The following is a 17,732-nucleotide window of genomic DNA, read 5'->3' as shown; positions in this document are numbered from 1 at the left end:
TTCATCTACACCTTTCCTATCTTTAAGCAAAGCAGAATCACGGCAATTAAAAGGGCAGCTCCCCCTACCAGATAATCTATTTGCTGAAATTGCAGTCTTTTAAAAGAAGTCCTTCCTTTACCATTCCCATAAGCACGCGCATCAATTGCATAGCTCAGCTGTTCAGCACGTTGAATCGTTGTGAAGAGCAGAGGAATAATGATCGGAATGTACGCATATATCCGTTTAGGCAGTGATAATACTGTGAGATCATAACCTCTAGCCTTTTGTGCGAGAAGGATACGATCAAGCTCCTCCTTGATGGTAGGGATAAAACGGATCGCAATCACTATCATTAAAGAGAACTGCTCTACGGGTACCCCCAATTTGGACAGAGGGGCAAGCAGCTTCTCCAGACCATAAGCTAAGTCTAGCGGTTTAGTAGTTAATGTCAGAATTGAGGCTAACAAGATGAGCAATATAATCCGCCATACAAAACGTAATCCTATCCGCAATCCCTCTTCAGTCACCTCGATAAAAAACCATGACCAGAGAATCGTCCCCTTGGTGAACACGGCATTGTAAACAAAAGTAAATAATAAAATAAATAATACCGGCCGTAGCCCTCGCCAAAAAAAATGCACAGGAACTTTAGACAGTAGTAACAATCCCAATACAAAAAAGGTTGCAACAACATAACTAAGCCCCGTACCAAGCATCATAAAGCTAAGCATGAGCATCACGATACTTACAAGCTTTGTACGAGGATCTAAACGATGAAAAATCGAATGCGTCTCCACATATTGACCGACTAATACGGAATCAGCCATGCCCTTGCCCCCTCGAATGCCAAATCGGCAAAATCGCTTCGAAGATATCCTGCTCTTTACAACTGGCAACTTCAATCTTCTGACCAGATAATTCCTCCACTAGCTTCAAGAGCTGTACGGGTTCAGGCAAGGATAGTCCAAGTTCCAGCAGTAATTCTTCCTTTTCCAGAAACAATGTTCTGGTATCATGATGCCCTTTTAACTGACCTTCATGAAAAACCATGACCTCATCTGAGAATTCGGCAACATCACCCATCTGATGCGAAACGAAGAGGATGGTGCGATTGTCTTGTTGCTGCCATTCCTTTAGTAGCCTCAGCAAAGACACTTGGCTAGCTGGATCGAGACCCGCTGTCGGTTCATCCAATATCAGCAGCTTCGGATTTGTCATCAGTACAGAGGCAATAGCTACACGGCGCTTTTCACCACCACTTAGCTGGAATGGATTTAAGGGGAGAATCCCCTCTGGCAAACCCACTTGCGGCAAGATCATTTCAATCGCCTCTGTAATTTGCTGACGTGAAGCACCCTGCTGATTCAGAGCAAAAGCAAGCTCCTTATGCACCGTTGTTTCGAATAGCTGATGCTCCGGATATTGAAAAACGAAACCCAACTCGGGGACAACCTTTAAGCGTCCTTTAGCATCTCTGCTGGCAGGCTGCTGGTTAATCCAATAGTCTCCTTTTACGGTGGGAATCAAGCCCTTCAGCACTTTGACAAAGGTAGACTTTCCTGCGCCTGTTGGACCGATAATAGAAATCCATTTGCCTTCAGGAATAGTGCAGTTTATATTGCGCAAAGCCACATGATCGGCATAGTTCACACTTAGATTTTTTAATTGGTAGACCATTGTGATCGAATTATCCCCTTCCAATCGGCTGTTAGCGGTGCTGCTGAATGGAGCAATGTATGTACACGCACTGCGAAGGGCAGTTGTAATTGATAGTCCGCAACAGGCATGGTTTCAAAAAAAGTCAGTGGATCGCCGTCAAACTCAAGTCGTCCTTGGTGCAGGAGCAATACGCGTTCTGCTGCAAGCACTTCCTCCATATGGTGGGTGATATGAATAAGCGTCAGGCCTTGACGATGCAGCTCTTGCATAATAGAAAGAACCTGCTGTCTTCCCTGAGGATCAAGCATTGAGGTAGCCTCGTCAAAAATAATGACTTGCGGGCGCATCGCCAATATAGCTGCGATAGCGACACGTTGCTTTTGACCTCCAGATAGCTGATGTGGCATAGCTTCCAGATAATCCTCCATATGAACGGCCTGTAAGGCATGATCCAATCGGCTGCGCATTTCCTCCCTCGGCACACGGATATTCTCCAAACCAAAAAGCACCTCATCCATAACGGTTGTGGTGATAAATTGATCCTCTGGATTCTGAAAAACAAAACCGATTTGCTGATGAATCTCCGCAAGATCCGTTGGTTTTGCTGTGTCCAAGCTCTTAAATTGTACAGTCCCTTTTCGCGGCAGCAGCAGTCCGTCCATGAGCTTTGCAATAGTGGATTTGCCAGAACCATTCGCCCCGACTATCGCCACAAACTCCCCTGCGTCTATCGTAAAGCTAATATCCTCCAGAAGAGGTTGTCCTTTTTTATAATAAAAACAAACTTGATCGAAGGTAAGCATTTATTCAGTCCCCTTTTGACGGTGCCAAGCAGCAAAAAATGCCTCAATGCTATTCTCGGAAAATGCAGGTGCAGGCTTCTCCCATTTTGTCACTTTTGATCCATTCACAGCAAAGATTTCACCGGTTAAATCCGCGTCGGACTCCCTCAACAATGCAGTCACGAAGGAAGCAATAGCCTCCGCGTCACCTATTCTCCAAAAATCAGGCAAAGGTTCATTACGACTGGCATGTTTCTCCTTCAAATGGTCAATTATTGGTCTGGTCATATCCGTTAATGCCGCTGGAGAAATCGCATTGACCCTAATCTGGTCACGTTTCAGCTCTGCTGCGAGCGTCCACATCATGCCCAGTATTCCAGCCTTGGCTGCACTATAATTCACCTGACCTACGGAACCTGCTAGTCCAGCAGCAGAGGTCATCAACAGGATATCCCCACCTGTTTCACGCATATGTGGTAATACTCGTTGAATGCAATAATAAGTGCCATTTAAATGCACATCCAGAACATTCTTCCACTGTTCATCCGTCATACGTTGACATTTCTGATCCTGCACAATTCCCGCGTTAGCTATCAACACCTCGATACGACCGTATCGGGCAATGACCTCACCTACCATGGCAGTGACTGCGGCGGAATCGGCTACATTAGCAGCGTACCCTAGTGCCTCTCCGCCTGCCTGGCGGATCTCGCGCACAACCTCATCAATTAAGACTTGTTTCGTACCATTTACAACCACTATATAACCTGACTTGCCAAGCTGCATGGCGATACTACGTCCGATCCCTCTTGTTGCTCCAGTAATTAAGGCCACTTTATTCATCACTACACCTCTTTCACTGCAAAAGCTCCCGCAGCAATAACATCGCCAGCTTCTGTTGTAAGGATCACTTTCACAAAGCAATCGTCCGCTGCAAAATCAAAAATCACGACACTATCGACCTCTATTGGCTTATGAAATTTCATATCATATTGAGTGATCCACTGTGTAGGGTACTCAGCAATATACAAAGATTGGGCTAATCCCATAAGATACATCCCATGTGCGATGGGTCGCTCCAAACCAGCCTTGGCTGCGGCCTCTGCATCTAGATGTATAGGCGCCAAATCTTGGGAAGCAGTTGCATATTGCCGGATAGCCTCAGCTGTTATGCACTTTTTTATCATGATCATCACCTACCCGAATTAACACCGTTTCTGCGTTGACTATTAGCTTACCCTCACACCTACAAACCAGCGTATGTGTGTAAAAAGTCAGTTTACCCTGTCTGCCTTCTTTTTGCACCTCGCCCGTTAACGCTAATTCACAATCCAAAATCATCCCCGCCGTAATCGGAGCCTGATATGAAAATTTCTGAGTGCCGTGAAGCAAGGATTCACCGATGATTAACCAAGGAATATCGAAGTCTTGCCAGAAAATAATAGGCATCGTCGCAGGAGCGATCAGCTTTCCATTTATCGTCTGCACGGGTGCTTCAATACTCTGTGCATAGTCCGAAATCCATTCAGCAGTCATATGGATCTGATGTCGGACACTGTTCATTCTATAACCTCCACGAGTGTTGCCAGACCTATCCCACCGCCGATTCCCAGAGTAGCAAGCCCTCGTTGGTAAGGGACATGTTGCATTTCAGCACATAAGCGAGTCATTAACATAGCCCCGGAAGCTCCGTATGGATGGCCTATTGCTAATGCCCCCCCGCCAAGATTGACCTTTTCCTGTGGAATTTGAAGCTCGTTCAGTGATGCCAATACTTGTGAAGCAAAAGCTTCGTTAAACTCTATGATATCTAAATCGGCAACGGTAAGCTTTTGGCGTTTTAACACCTTTTGCACAGCTGGTACAGGCCCCATACCCAAATAGTTCGGATCTACACCCGCAGCTTGCGCATCCAAGACCCGCAAAATAGGGGTAAGCTTAAGCTGCTGGCATTTCTCACGAGACATCATTAATAGAAGCGCTGCGCCATCATTAATAGGACAGGCATTTCCAGCAGTGACGGTACCCTTTTCTTCAAAAATTGGCGGCAGCTTTTGCAGCTTGTCCAGACTCGTATTTGCCCGAGGACATTCGTCGGTGTTCACCCACTGCCCCTCTACCTGAAGAGGTACTATCTCCTGCTGAAACCGGTCACTTTGCTGAGCATGAACCGCCTTTTGATGGCTTTTTAAGGCATATTGATCCTGCTCTTCTCGAGAAATCCCGTATTTCCTAGCTACATTCTCTGCAGCAATTCCCATATCCGGATCACCGTAAGAGCTAGGCGTAAAATGTGCACGGGTATACAGCTGTGGAACCCCCATTAACGTCTGTGGTTTAGCCATTTTCCATGGAGCACGGCTCGTACTTTCGACACCACCCGCTAAATAAATCTCACCAGCGCCGCTTTGAATCAGTCTTGCTGCTATATTAATTGCCTCTAGCCCAGATCCGCACTGACGATCCACGGTGACACCCGGAACCGAAACAGGCAGCCCCGCTTCAAGCGCAGCTACCCGGGCAATATTACCTCCTGGGCCCACAACATTCCCAATAATGACATCATCGATCAGTTCTTTAGGCAAGTTCGTTTCGGCTACAATATGCTGAATAAGCGGCGCCAGTAATGCCTCCGGCTCAAGTGTACTTAATAAGCCACCCATTCTGCCAACCGGTGTACGTTTTGCCATGACAATTACTGCTTCTATCATATCATCGCTCTTTTCACATAGTCTTTCATCGCTTGCCGGGCAATTTTCCCGCTACTTGTATAGATAAATTCATCCACGGTTAGCTGCTGCTTCGGCGCTTTGTAGCTCGCTAAATACTGGCGGCAATAATTCTTAATTTCTTCGACAGATAAATGCTGTTCTCCGCTCCACTTCACGAGGGCTATCAGCTGTTCTCCCCAGTAATCGTCAGGCACGCCAAGCACCATCACTTCATCTATTTCCGGAAGAAACTCCAGCACCCTCTCTATTTCTTCCGGATAAACGTTCAGCCCTCCGGATATGATTTTATTCTTCAAACGTCCCGCCATATATAAATAACCAGCTTCATCCTGATAAACATAGTCTTCTAAAACAAGCCATCCCTCTCTAAAAGCTGCTGCTGTCTCATTCGGCAATTGATGGTAGCCTAAAAATATCATATCACTACGCACATATAGCTGCCCAATCTCCCCAGGAGGGACTTCCCGGAACTGGTCATCACGAATGGAAATTTGCACCCCGGGATAAGGTTTGCCTACAGAGGTCGGATTATGCTCGGTCAGAACATCCAAATAACTAATATAGCTCGCTTCTGAAGAACCGTAGGATTCATAAAGCCGCGCTCCACCAAACACTTCCATGCCCCTTTTCTTGGACAACTCCGACCACTTTGCACCTGAGCTAATAATCGCATCAATCTGTATCTGCCCAGGTACAGCCTGCTGCATCATGGATTCGATCATTGTTGGTACGACGAACAGCACCACGCCCGGAATTTGCTGGCACAGCTCTAACACCTGCGTGGCACTAAATTTTTGTGTGATATGAAAGGTTGCTCCACCATATAGACTCTGCATTACGGCGAATAAGGATAGGGAATGCACAAATGGACCTGGTGCCAAAACATCCTTCATAGCGTCCAATTCAAAAGCAATATTCGAAACCTCAAAGCTTTTTAACCATGATAAATGGGTACGCATATAACCTTTGGGTAATCCGGTTGTGCCTGAAGTAAAGCCAATAAATAATAATTCATTCGTCTCATCCAACTCAGCCTCCGGCTTCAGGGCAGCCAGCCACTGATCATAGGAACCTGTTCGTTCATTTGAGAAGGTCAATGTTTGGATTACTTGATCCTTGAAAACCAGATTCTTTGCGGCTTCCGGCTCGGCAAAAATCATTGTCGGCTGGCACTGCTCTATAATAACCTGCAGTTCATTAGCACTCCATTTGGGATCTAAGGGAATGGGAACACAGCCCGCATAAATCGCCCCCAAAAAAACCTCAACAAATTCAATACGATTCGTAGATAAAATCGCGATTTTGTCATGCCTCAGACCCTTTTGCTGTAAGCCATTCGCGATTCTCCGCATCGTTTTTACTAATGTGGCATAGGTATGACTTGCTTGGTCATGGGTTAAGGCAATGCTGTCGGGCTGCTGTGCTGCATGACGCAGTATAGGAACTACTAGATTCATCCTGATCACACCTGTTCGTAATTTCTGTGACTACCGATTATATACATTCTCTTCAATCGGACTGCCCCGCAAGTCCAGCCCAAACTAAAGGATATGTGATAAGCGCCGGCGCTCCTGTTAAACTAACCCGCTAGAATTGCTACGATAGCTTATTTTAGCTTTATATTATTTTTATGTACACATCTTTCATGTAACGATTAAGTCCATCTTACAACGAAAAAACAGCCAGCACGCATCGATTATGATCGGTACGCGCTGGCTGTATTGTTGTTTAGTCCTTCTTTTGAACGGATGATGGTGAACCCTCTTCAGCAAAAGTAAAGGTTCGGGCGATATATAAGATAGGTGTGCTTACTGCGGTTAGTAAGAACTTCGCTAGATAAGTCGTAAGCAAAATTTCAAGCCATACATTCCAGTCATACAAGCCCGCAAACGCAATGGTACAGAAAATAAGTGTATCCACAAAGGAGCTAATCATCGTACTACCGTTGGAACGAATCCACAGCTGACTTGAGGTGCTGTAATATTTACGAATCCAAGAGTACAACCGAACATCTAGGAACTGACTAATGAAGTAAGCAGTAAGACTACCCAAAGCTAGTCGAGGCATCAGCCCAAAAATCGTCTCCAAAGAAGACTGAGCGATATCGGTCTCCTGCGGCTTAAATACTAATACCATCTGCATAATGACTGTAGTCATAAGCAAGGTGAAGAAACCAAACCAGACCGCTTTACGTGCTTCCGCTCTTCCGTACTTCTCATTAAGTAAATCGCTGGTCATATATAAAGTGACATACATCGTATTTCCGAGTGTCATCACAATATCAAATGGCATAGCAATCGTCTTAGCTACCTGAATGTTAGCAATTACAGTAGCAATACCTACCCAGGCATACATTCCACTTTTCCCGAACAAGCGGTAACAGAGTAGAAAAAAAGCAAAATTGACAATAACAAATAAAACTCCCCACAGCAAATTAAACATATTACTGAAATTCCTCCTAGTTTTGTTTACGCGGGATGGTTACGAACCGCGGCTTACAATATTAAATTTTCGGAACAAAACATTAATACTCTATCACAATAGCGCTTAACAATCCATAAAAATAATATTTTTATATGAAATTGGTAGTTCCATTTCTTTTTTTTCGCCAATTATCTAAAATAGTCAGCAATAATTCATTTTTTTCAGAAAAAAATGCTCTATAGGACAAAACTTTCACTATTCATCCAGAGGTTAATTCTATAGAATAGTATCAAACACCTTATTCCCGATCCATTTAGTAGAAATATGACATAACTATGGAATATATCTCGGGTCGCCAATTTCCAGCAGTTGGCATGGAGTATCTAGTGAAGACTAAAAAAGAAATGACCTCACCGTCCATAAAAAAAGGAGAGAACGATATGTTTCGTATCAAGCATTCGATCAGTCGCAAATTTACGCGTTTATTATTTGTTGTTCTGTTGCTCACGTCTCTTTTGTTAAGCACCAGCTTCTATTTTATCTCTATCAGTATCTTCAACAGCTATGTTATGCCGCAGATTAACAAAATCCTTACTGCCGCTGCTCAGGACGTATATAAGAATCTCAACGTAATGCACGCCCAGCAAACCCTAAATAAGAACGATCAGTCTGCCACCAATCTCGAGTTCTATTTTCAGGAAAAGAGGAAACAACATGGAGTGGAAACCATTTTTCTGGTCAATCTGAAAGGGAAAGAAGCTGAGATTCTATCCGCAGATCACGATGCAAAATTGCAACGGGCAGAAAGTGTCACCGTATCCTCTGCAATGCAACAAGCCTCTAAAGGAAAAACTGGACTAAGCGATACATATAGCGACGCACATGGTATACATAAAACAGCTTATATCGGTATTCCCGGAAGTACGATGGTTATCGGTGTAAGCAGTGACGTAAGCTTCATTCAAGAAAAAACAGACAGTATTCTATGGACAAGTGCCGGAATCACACTTCTGACGTTGATCATCGGCCTAACTGGTGCATGGTTCATGAGTGTGCGTATAACACGTCCAATCTCAAAACTGGCAGCTTATAGTGCCCGGCTCGCAGAGGGAGATTTCACCGAAGAATTATCAGTTAAAGGAAATGACGAAGTTGCACAGTTGTCCGTAAGCTTCCAAGCGATGACCCAACGCCTGAAAGAAATGATTGGACATGTACTGGTAACCTCTAATACTGTCGTTGCGGATTCCAACTCTTTAAAAGAACGTGTTGAGGTTCTCAATGATATGGCGGAACACTCCAGCTCATCGGTAATAGAAATCGGCAAAGGTAGTACGACTATCGCTAGCAGTGCATCAGATAACTCGAGAGCAATGGAAGAAATCAATTTAGGCATTCAAAGTATTGCCTCAGCAGCGAATGAAGTCACGGAGCAAATCAGTGAGGCTTCCGCTGAAGCAAGTGGCGGTAATGAAATTGCTCAAAGCGCTGTGCTGCAAATGCGCCAGGTTGAACGTGCTTCCCTACAGTCCCTGGATCAATTACAAATCATGAATGAGCGTTCAGTAATGATCGGAGAAGTCGTTCACAGTATTACTGAAATTACAAAACAGATCCAAATGCTGTCGCTGAATGCTTCAATTGAAGCTGCACGCGCAGGAGAGCATGGACGCGGCTTTGCTGTTGTTGCGGGAGAAGTACGCAAGCTGTCTGAACAATCCCGTAACGCAAACGAACAGATCCGTGACTTCCTACTTGGGCTTCAAGAAGATATGAGTCGCTCCGTTACCGAGATGAACCACGTGAATTCTGAGGTTGCCTCTGGAGTCGGCAAAGTAGCAGAAGCAGGTGATGCCTTTAATCACCTCCTGATTCTTATCCAAAGCATCAATCACAGCATCCAATCCGTATCTGCGGCTACACAGCAAATCTCAGCAAGTACAGAAGAAGTCAGTGCTTCCGTCGAAGAAACTGCACAAATTACATCAAGATCGCAAGAAAGTGCGGACACACTCGCTGCTAACTCAGAGCGGCAGCGCGTCGAACTGGAAGGCCATGCAGAAACCGTTAAACATCTGTATGAGCAAGCCAAGAAACTCCAAGAAGCTGTGCAGCAATTTAAGATTTAACGCTTGTAAATTAAAACCCCCGTTCACACGAAAGTGTTGAACGGGGGTTTTTAGTTTGCGATGGCTCGCTTAGACTTGGGGGCATACGCTAGGCTTGCGCGATACTCTCGTTTAGACTCGGCACGCCATTTGCCGCTGGCTTGCGCAATACTCTCGTTTAGACTCGGCGCGTCATTTGCTACTGGCTTGCGCGATAATCTCGCTTAGACTCGGCGCGTCATTTGCTGCTGGCTTGCGCGATACTCTCGCTTAGACTCGGCGCGTCATTTGCTGCTGGCTTGCGCGATAATCTCGCTTAGACTCGGCGCGCCATTTGCCGTTGGCTTGCGCAATCCTCTCGTTTAGACTCAGCACGCCATTTGCCGTTGGCTTGCGCAATCCTCTCGTTTAGACTCAGCACGCCATTTGCTGCTGGCTTGCGGACTCAGATGCCGCTATTACTCGAAAAACTGCCATTTGGAGACTTTTTCGGACTCGAGAGACGCTATTGCCTCATAATCAACCCAGACTCAGCCTATTTCGCTCAAATAGCGCCTCTGGTGTCCGAAAACGCTCCAAATTAACCCTTTTATCGCAAATAAGATCTCCTGAGTCCGGAGCCAAGTTACCTACAGCAAATTACTCAAAGTTCATCCGTGGCGCTACCAACAGCAAATTACTCAAAGTTCCTACGTGGATGCTACTTACTGCAAATTACTCAAAGTTCCTCCGTCGATGCTACCTACAGCAAATTACTCAAAGTTCCTCCGTCGATGCTACCTACTGCAAATTACTCAAAGTTCATCCGTCGATGCTACCTACAGCAAACTACTCAAAGTCCCTCCGTGGATGCTACCTACAGCAATAGACTCGGCTACATGCGCTAGCTTGCGCGAAGCTCTCACTTAGACTCAGCACGCCATTTGCTGCTGGCTTGCGGACTCAGATGCCGCTATTACTCGAAAAACTGCCATTTGGAAGCTTTTTCGGACTCGAGAGACGCTATTGCCTCATAATCAACCCAGACTCAGCCTATTTTGTTCAAATAGCGTCTATGGTGTCCGAAAACGCTCCAAATTACCCCTTTTATCACAAATAAGGTCTCCTGAGTCCGGAGCCAAGTTACTCACTTAGTAAAAACTGGGTTACTCAGCTTTCATTCCGCTTTTATGGCTAAGCAAACCTCACTCAACCTAGTGCCGCGGTGCCCAGAGGATAACCGATACACCGATCACACAAATAACAGCTCCGACCCAGTCGTATACGTCTGGTGTCTTCTTGTCTACAAGCCATCCCCATAAGACCGCGAGTACGATAAACACCCCGCCGTAAGCCGCATACACTCTACCGAAGGAAGGGAATTTCTGCAACGTAGGGATAATCCCATACGCTATCAGAATCAAAGACCCCACTAAACCGTACCAAAGTGGCCGTGATTCTCTCAACCATAACCATACTAAATATCCGCCACCGATCTCAGCAAGCCCAGCAATTATAAACAGCAGAATGGCAAATAACATGTCATCCCTCTTCCCTATCTATCTCATAAAAACGCAAAGGTTGCTCACAACAAATTGTACTCAAGGTTCACCCGTAGAGCTCCTACAACAAACCACTCAAGGTTCCCCCATGGAGCTACCTACAGCAAATTACTCAAGATCCACCCTTAGAGCTACCTATAGCAAACTACTCAATGTTCACCCAGGGAGCTACCTACAGCAAATTACTCAAGGTTCATCTGCGGAGCTACCTACAGCAAATTACTCAAGATCCACCCTTAGAGCTACTTACAGCAAACTACTAATGTTCACCCATGGAGCTACCTACAGCAAATTACTCAAGGTTCATCCGTAGTACCACCTACACCAAATTACTCAAGATTCCCCCGTGGAGCTTACATTAAATTGTGCTGGAGCAGCAATAACACTAGCAGCAGCACAACCTCCAGCAGCTCGTTCAGCGCGCCGTACACGTCGCCGGTAAGCCCGCCGAGCCGGCTGCTGATCCGCCGCGCAGCCGCGGTGCCGCAGGCCAAGGCCGCGACCGGCAGCAGCAGAGCTGCCGCCAGATGCAGCGGCCACGCGGCTAAGCCAGCGCCGAGCGCCAGTGGCGCAGCGGCGGCGGCCAGCGAGAGCAGCGCGGCGACTGCCAGCGCGCGCCGCTCATGCGAGGAAGCTAGGCCGGCGAAGTTCGCGGCCAGCCCCTCGTCTCCACGGGCAATGGGATAACGCACCATTGCCCGTACCATATACCAGCGGCTCCAGACCGCTGGTACCAAGAGCAGCGGCAGCTCGTAGTAGGCGAAGCCTTCGATTAGAGCTGCCAGTAAAGATGCTTTAAACAGCAGGAGCAGCACGCAGGCGAGTACGCCCATCGCACCCACACGGCTGTCCTTCATAATCTCCAGGGCTCGCTCCCGTGGCCGATAGCTGAGCAGACCATCCGCGCTGTCCATCCAGCCATCAAGATGCAACCCGCCAGTGAGACCTACCCACAGCATCAGAGTGAGCACAGCTGCTGGCCAAGCAGGTAAAAGCAATCCCGTCAGGGCTGCTCCAGCAGCTACACACAGCCCAATTGCTGCGCCTACCATGGGATAGAAGATTACACTCCGTCGCAGCAGTTCAGGAGAGAATCCCGGATCACCTTTTACAGGAAATCGGGATAAGAACTGAAAGGCAGCTACCGCCGCATCCCTACGCTCCCTCATAAACGATACTCCCTGCTCTTCAGCTCAATCGGAATTCCAACAGTTACTAGAAAGACCTGTTCGCATTGCCGAGCGATCAGGGCGTTCATTCGTCCCGCCAGATCACGATACAATCGGCCAAGCGCATACTCCGGAACAATCCCGTCGCCAACCTCATTAGTGACCAGAATAAGCGTCCCTTGAAAAGAACGCACACTGTCTTCAAGTCTTGTTATTTCACTCTCAACAAGCTCTTGTCTATTTTCAAAACCTTCCACGGCCAATAATGCATTGGATAACCATAAGGTCAAACAATCTACGAGCACCGCTTTTTCACCCGATAATCGCTTTAGCAGATCTGGTAAATCATACGGTTCCTCAAGCGTCTCCCAAGCGTAACCACTTTCCATTCGTTGATGCTGATGCAGAGCAATCCGTTCCTTCATTTCGTCGTCAAAGGCCTGTCCGGTTGCTACATAGAAGGCCTGATCTGCCAGTGACTGTATCAGTTTTTCTGCAAAACCACTTTTCCCGCTACGTGCGCCTCCCGTTACAAGAATGCTCATCGTTGACCAGCTCCAGAGATGCCTGCACTTTCAAAGGTTGCCATTTCGCTCAAAATGCGGCAGATCGCCTCGATTAAATGAAGGCATAATACGCCCCCTGTTCCCTCACCCAATCGCAGACCGAGGTTAAGCAGCGGTTCAAGCCCAAGCTGCTCCAGCATTAACTTGTGTCCCCGTTCTCCTGATACATGAGACGCTATCATATAAGCGATGGATTCAGGTGCAAGGGCTTTTGCCACAAGCGCTGCCGCCCCCGAAATAAAACCATCCAAAATGATAGGTGTCCGATTAGCAGCGGCACCAAGAATCAGTCCCGCCAAGCCAGCGATTTCCAGTCCGCCAACTTTAGATAATACATCCAACGGATCTGCTGAATTCGGCTGATTTACCTTTAAGGCGCGTTCCACCACTGCAATTTTATGTAGTAAACGTTCATCATCAATTCCCGTTCCTCGTCCCACAGCTACTTCAGGGGCTATTCCTTTGAGAGCACATAGAATGGCAGCACTAGCCGTAGTATTTCCAATGCCCATTTCGCCTGTTATAAAAATCTCCGTTCCGTTCTTAACCGCTTCCTGCGCAACGCTTATCCCAACAAGAAGAGCATTCATGGCATCCTCACGACTCATCGCAGGTCCCACAGCCATATTATCCGTTCCCCGGCGCACTTTACGATCAATCAGATCGACATGACTAAGATCGCCATTTATGCCGACATCAACAAACTGTACCTCTGCCCCAGCTTGACGTGCCAATACATTCACAGCCGCTCCACCGCTGAGAAAGTTATGGGCCATCTGTAGCGTGACTTCCTGTGGAAATGCGCTAACCCCTTCGCAGCACACCCCATGATCAGCAGCCATCACAACAACTGTTCGTTTGGTGAAACTAGGCTGCTCCGTACCCGAAATTCCAGCGAGCTTAACGGCCAGAGGTTCCAATTGTCCCAAACTGCCCGGAGGTTTGGTCAGAATGTTCAGCCGATGCTCCGCCTTGAGGATGGACTGATCATCAGCCGGAATGATTTGTTTAATTACGTCTTGAATATCTGAAAGCATATAATTACGACCTCCTATTAAATGTATCCGTATAACCTATTCTATCTCATATTCGCAGAAAAGCCCCCATCTATGATAGAGGGGGACTTCTAGAATTACAACTTCACTTTCATAAAATCTTCGATTCTCTCCAGCGCCTCCGTCAATTTTTGTAAGGAAGCGGCATAGGAGCAGCGAATATAACCCTCTCCGCCTGCTCCAAACACATGACCCGGAACCGCAGCGACACCGACCTCCCTGAGCAGCTGCAAAGCGAAGTCTTCTGATTTCATTCCGGTATGAGCGATGGAAGGAAAGGCATAAAATGCACCCGCAGGTTCATGGCAAGGTAGTCCAATGGATCGAAATCCACTAACCAGCAGCTTTCTCCGCTCATCGAAGCATTGCTTCATATGTTCCTTATGCTGCATTCCGTTGCGCAATGATTCAATCGCAGCAATTTGACCGAGCACGGGGGCACACATTGCAGTGTATTGATGGATTTTTAGCATCGCAGCAATTAATTCTCGATCGCCACAAGCATAACCCACTCTCCAGCCAGTCATTGCAAAAGCTTTGGAGAAGCCGCTAATCACAATCGTCCTTTCCAGCATCCCGGGAAGAGAGGCGATGCTGACATGCTGACTGTCATACGTAAGCTCGGCATAAATTTCATCTGAAATGACCAGTAGGTTATTCTCTTTTACAATCTGTGCAATAGGCAGCCAATCTTCATAAGTCATTACTGCACCTGTAGGATTAGTCGGAAAATTCACCATAAGAAGCTTCGAACGCGGAGTAATCACCTTCCGTAATGCTTCAGCAGTAAGCTTAAACCCCTGCTCGGCCGATGATTCTACCTCCACCGTAACCCCCCCGTTCAAATGGGTAATCGGCGAATATGCGATATAGCTGGGAGAAGGGACGATAATCTCATCCCCGGGTGTAATGAAAGCTCGTAATGCCAAGTCCACAGCCTCGCTGCTGCCCACCGTAACCATAATCTCATCGTTTGGCTCATAACGAAGCTTGAAACTTGTGTGCAGATAAGTAGCGATCTCCTCTCTAAGCTCCAGTAACCCGGAATTTGGCGTATACATCGTTTCCCCATTATTCAAGGCATGAATACAGGCAGCTCTTACATGCTCCGGTGTAACGAAATCTGGTTCCCCTACACCCAGCGATATAATATCCTGATTTCCCGCACTTAGGTCAAAAAAAGCCCGAATCCCCGAGGGTGCAATCTCCCGCACACGTGGAGCAATCCATTCATTATGCATGGCTGTACACCTCTTCCTTTGCACTCTTTTCCGTTAGGGAAAGGGAGATGATTTCGTCCAGCAGTCCGCTGAAGGTGTAGCCTGCCGCTTGCGCGCTTTTGGGTAAAAGACTGGCCTTCGTCATGCCTGGTAACGTATTCACCTCCAGCACATAAGGAATACCCTCTTTAAGCAGCATATCAACCCGTGCATACACGCTACATTTTAGTGCTTTATAACAGCTCAAGGCAGCCTCGCGTACCCGCTCATGCACCTCAGTAGGCAATTCAATGACCCGTTCATCTGCTCCGCCTTCTTCATACTTAGCACTGTAATCGAACCACTCGGCATTTGCTGAGGTAATTCCCAGAATAGGCAGCAGCTCTCCGTTTAGAATAGAACAGGTGATTTCTTGACCTTGAATGTAGCTTTCAATCAAAATCGACTGATCACAGGCAAAAGCCTTCTGCACTGCGCACAACAGCTCCTCGCTGCTGCTCACTTTTTCCATTCCGATACTCGAGCCGCCTGAACATGGCTTCACCATAACAGGATATCCGAGCCGTTCCACCGCTTCAGCCGAATAATCCTTTATGCTGTCCCAGCATAGCCAATCTGCTGTATTGACGCCTGCGCAGCGTATAAGCTTTTTGGAGAGATCTTTATCCATGCAAATGCTGCTAGACAAAACCCCGCTGCCCGTATACGGAATCCCCATCGTCTCCAGCGTTCCCTGAACCGTACCATCCTCGCCGTAAGCTCCATGAAGTGCAAGCAGTGCGATATCGATCCCTTTTGCCTGCTCAATAAGCTCCTCACGCTTGGTGATCACAATTGGAATAATTTCATATTTATTGGGGTCTAGATTCTTCAATATTTCTCTACCGCTATTCATGGATACCTCATATTCTGAGGATACCCCGCCCATAATTACGCCTACCTTCATCTCAAGCACCTCTTTATCCCATTAGTTGTCGAGCTGTTCTGCCAATAATCTCGATCCCCTTGCGGATATCCTCATCCGTCACTCTGGAGAAACCGATCCGTATCGTATTTTGCCCTTTACCGTCTGTGAAGAATATATCTCCTGCTGTAAAAATAACCCCTTGCTCATGACAGGCCGCCAACAGCGTCCTTGTATTAAAGCCCTCCGCGAAGGTTACAAAAAGATGTAGGCCACCGTCCCCTGACAGCGCCGTATAAGGAATAAAATCCTTGCAGCATTGCAGGGTTAATTCATACTTTCGTTTGTATTCTGCTCTGGCTTTTTTCAAATACTTCTCTAAATGACCACCCAATAAATACTGATACAAAATGGATTGATCCAGCGTCGAGGTGTGAATGGTACGTGCGCGCTTGACGCTTTCGAGGGAATTGATCAACTCCTGATCCGCCAGCACCCAACCTACACGTAGTCCCGGAAATAATACCTTGGAGAAGCTGCCGAGATAAATCACGCTGTTGCCGCTGCCTGCTGCTGCGATAAGTGGAGCCACATGTGAGCCCGAATATCGTAATTCCTCGTTAAAACCATCCTCAATCACCGGGACTTGGTAGCAATTCATCAGCTTCATTAGCCGCTGTCTTTTCTCTGGAGACATTACAATTCCGGTTGGATTATGATAAGAAGGGACGAAGTATGCACAGTCAAAAGCTTGCTGTTGCAATGCTTTCTCCAGCTCCGCCAAATCAATCCCATCACGCTCCATCGAAATCCCGGTGATCTCAAAACCGTTCAGCTTCAAATTTTTGATCGCTGTATGATGCGTCGGATTCTCACAAATGACCGAACCATTTTTTTTACTCAGAGCAGACAATACAATATCGAATCCCTCAGTAAAACCATTGGTGATCAATATATCCTTGCCCTTCATTTCAACGCCCTTGTGCTCCATATACTGCTTCAAATAGTCTATTAAAGGCTTATACCCTTTGGCATAGCCGTAATTTAGCAGAACGTTGCCTTCTACCGACATCCGATCCATAAAGGATCGCTTCACATTATCCAGATCAAAAAGACTCTCATCAGGCGCTATGCTGGTGAAGGAGATCGTCCCCTTCTCCGCTCGAATCCCGCGCTTCATGATATCCAGTTCCTCCGCCAGCACCGCGTGATCATTAAGACGTGACTTCCAGTCCATCGTCCAGGAAGAGATCGTTTCACTGCCGGGCGGCGTAGCTGCAACATAACTTCCTTGCCCTTGCACGGCATAAGCAAAGCCATCGTCCTCAAGCCCTGTATAAGCAGAGATTACGGAGTTGCGGCTAACCTTAAGCAATGTGCTGAGCTCTCGTGTGGAGGGCAGCTTTTGATTGCCTTGCAGACCGCCTTTTATGATTAAGTGCTTCATATAGTCTTTAATTTGTATATACACCGGCCGTCCGGCTATGAGCTTAAAATCCTTAAACATCTCTCAATCGCCCCCATGACTATCATGGCACAATCACTCGCTTAAAAAAAGAACCACAGCCATGGGATTTTAATCCGGCTGTG

General features: G+C 46.9%; 17 protein-coding genes and 1 riboswitch. Of the genes, 1 reads left to right on the top strand and 16 read right to left on the bottom strand.

Annotated features, from left to right (window positions below):
• Positions 1-5 precede the first annotated feature (5 nt).
• The 9 genes from MHI25_RS06515 to MHI25_RS06475 form a co-directional block, all read right to left on the bottom strand.
• The gene (locus MHI25_RS06515; RefSeq protein WP_076282000.1) at positions 6-809 is read right to left on the bottom strand and encodes an energy-coupling factor transporter transmembrane component T; all 804 of its coding nucleotides are present in this window, start codon (positions 807-809) and stop codon (positions 6-8) included.
• The gene (locus MHI25_RS06510) at positions 802-1,659 is read right to left on the bottom strand and encodes an ATP-binding cassette domain-containing protein (protein ID WP_076142166.1); all 858 of its coding nucleotides are present in this window, start codon (positions 1,657-1,659) and stop codon (positions 802-804) included. The genes MHI25_RS06515 and MHI25_RS06510 overlap by 8 nt, the downstream gene beginning before the upstream one ends.
• On the bottom strand, positions 1,644-2,444 hold the full coding sequence (locus tag MHI25_RS06505) for an energy-coupling factor transporter ATPase (RefSeq protein WP_339247050.1): 801 nt from the start codon (positions 2,442-2,444) through the stop codon (positions 1,644-1,646). The genes MHI25_RS06510 and MHI25_RS06505 overlap by 16 nt, the downstream gene beginning before the upstream one ends.
• A complete protein-coding gene (locus MHI25_RS06500) occupies positions 2,445-3,266 on the bottom strand; it encodes an SDR family NAD(P)-dependent oxidoreductase (RefSeq protein WP_081388245.1) in 822 nt (273 codons plus the stop codon).
• A gap of 2 nt (positions 3,267-3,268) precedes the next feature.
• Positions 3,269-3,610, bottom strand: coding sequence for a MaoC family dehydratase (locus MHI25_RS06495; protein WP_076308066.1), 342 nt, complete (start codon positions 3,608-3,610; stop codon positions 3,269-3,271).
• Positions 3,585-3,986, bottom strand: coding sequence for a MaoC family dehydratase N-terminal domain-containing protein (locus tag MHI25_RS06490; RefSeq protein WP_076278027.1), 402 nt, complete (start codon positions 3,984-3,986; stop codon positions 3,585-3,587). The genes MHI25_RS06495 and MHI25_RS06490 overlap by 26 nt, the downstream gene beginning before the upstream one ends.
• Complete coding sequence (locus MHI25_RS06485) at positions 3,983-5,134, bottom strand: thiolase family protein (protein WP_340395136.1); 1,152 nt, start codon at positions 5,132-5,134, stop codon at positions 3,983-3,985. The genes MHI25_RS06490 and MHI25_RS06485 overlap by 4 nt, the downstream gene beginning before the upstream one ends.
• The gene (locus MHI25_RS06480; protein ID WP_340395135.1) at positions 5,131-6,612 is read right to left on the bottom strand and encodes an AMP-binding protein; all 1,482 of its coding nucleotides are present in this window, start codon (positions 6,610-6,612) and stop codon (positions 5,131-5,133) included. The genes MHI25_RS06485 and MHI25_RS06480 overlap by 4 nt, the downstream gene beginning before the upstream one ends.
• Positions 6,613-6,883: 271 nt before the next feature.
• A complete protein-coding gene (locus MHI25_RS06475) occupies positions 6,884-7,597 on the bottom strand; it encodes a queuosine precursor transporter (protein WP_076128125.1) in 714 nt (237 codons plus the stop codon).
• Positions 7,598-7,607: 10 nt separating this feature from the next.
• Positions 7,608-7,653, bottom strand: a riboswitch (PreQ1 riboswitch).
• A gap of 261 nt (positions 7,654-7,914) precedes the next feature.
• Here MHI25_RS06475 and MHI25_RS06470 point away from each other — a divergent pair.
• On the top strand, positions 7,915-9,708 hold the full coding sequence (locus MHI25_RS06470; protein WP_256716050.1) for a methyl-accepting chemotaxis protein: 1,794 nt from the start codon (positions 7,915-7,917) through the stop codon (positions 9,706-9,708).
• Positions 9,709-10,880: 1,172 nt separating this feature from the next.
• Here MHI25_RS06470 and MHI25_RS06465 read toward each other — a convergent pair.
• The 7 genes from MHI25_RS06465 to MHI25_RS06435 form a co-directional block, all read right to left on the bottom strand.
• The gene (locus MHI25_RS06465) at positions 10,881-11,207 is read right to left on the bottom strand and encodes a YnfA family protein (RefSeq protein ID WP_076128128.1); all 327 of its coding nucleotides are present in this window, start codon (positions 11,205-11,207) and stop codon (positions 10,881-10,883) included.
• A gap of 374 nt (positions 11,208-11,581) precedes the next feature.
• Positions 11,582-12,397, bottom strand: a complete 816-nt coding sequence (cobS, locus tag MHI25_RS06460; protein ID WP_340395134.1) for an adenosylcobinamide-GDP ribazoletransferase — start codon at positions 12,395-12,397, stop codon at positions 11,582-11,584.
• Positions 12,394-12,942: a bifunctional adenosylcobinamide kinase/adenosylcobinamide-phosphate guanylyltransferase gene (gene cobU / locus MHI25_RS06455; RefSeq protein WP_076137512.1), complete on the bottom strand. Its 549-nt coding sequence runs from the start codon at positions 12,940-12,942 to the stop codon at positions 12,394-12,396. Before cobU ends, cobS begins: the two co-directional genes overlap by 4 nt.
• Positions 12,939-14,000: a nicotinate-nucleotide--dimethylbenzimidazole phosphoribosyltransferase gene (cobT, locus tag MHI25_RS06450; RefSeq protein ID WP_076137514.1), complete on the bottom strand. Its 1,062-nt coding sequence runs from the start codon at positions 13,998-14,000 to the stop codon at positions 12,939-12,941. Before cobT ends, cobU begins: the two co-directional genes overlap by 4 nt.
• 95 nt (positions 14,001-14,095) lie before the next feature.
• Positions 14,096-15,259: an aminotransferase class I/II-fold pyridoxal phosphate-dependent enzyme gene (locus tag MHI25_RS06445; RefSeq protein WP_076272034.1), complete on the bottom strand. Its 1,164-nt coding sequence runs from the start codon at positions 15,257-15,259 to the stop codon at positions 14,096-14,098.
• A complete protein-coding gene (locus MHI25_RS06440) occupies positions 15,252-16,184 on the bottom strand; it encodes a D-alanine--D-alanine ligase (RefSeq protein ID WP_280752596.1) in 933 nt (310 codons plus the stop codon). The genes MHI25_RS06445 and MHI25_RS06440 overlap by 8 nt, the downstream gene beginning before the upstream one ends.
• 13 nt (positions 16,185-16,197) lie before the next feature.
• Positions 16,198-17,649, bottom strand: a complete 1,452-nt coding sequence (locus tag MHI25_RS06435) for a PLP-dependent aminotransferase family protein (protein WP_076194758.1) — start codon at positions 17,647-17,649, stop codon at positions 16,198-16,200.
• Positions 17,650-17,732: the final 83 nt, after the last annotated feature.

This window comes from Paenibacillus sp. FSL E2-0177, assembly GCF_037992975.1.
Lineage (GTDB): Bacteria > Bacillota > Bacilli > Paenibacillales > Paenibacillaceae > Paenibacillus_AQ > Paenibacillus_AQ odorifer.
This window is presented reverse-complemented; position numbering and strand designations above follow the sequence as displayed.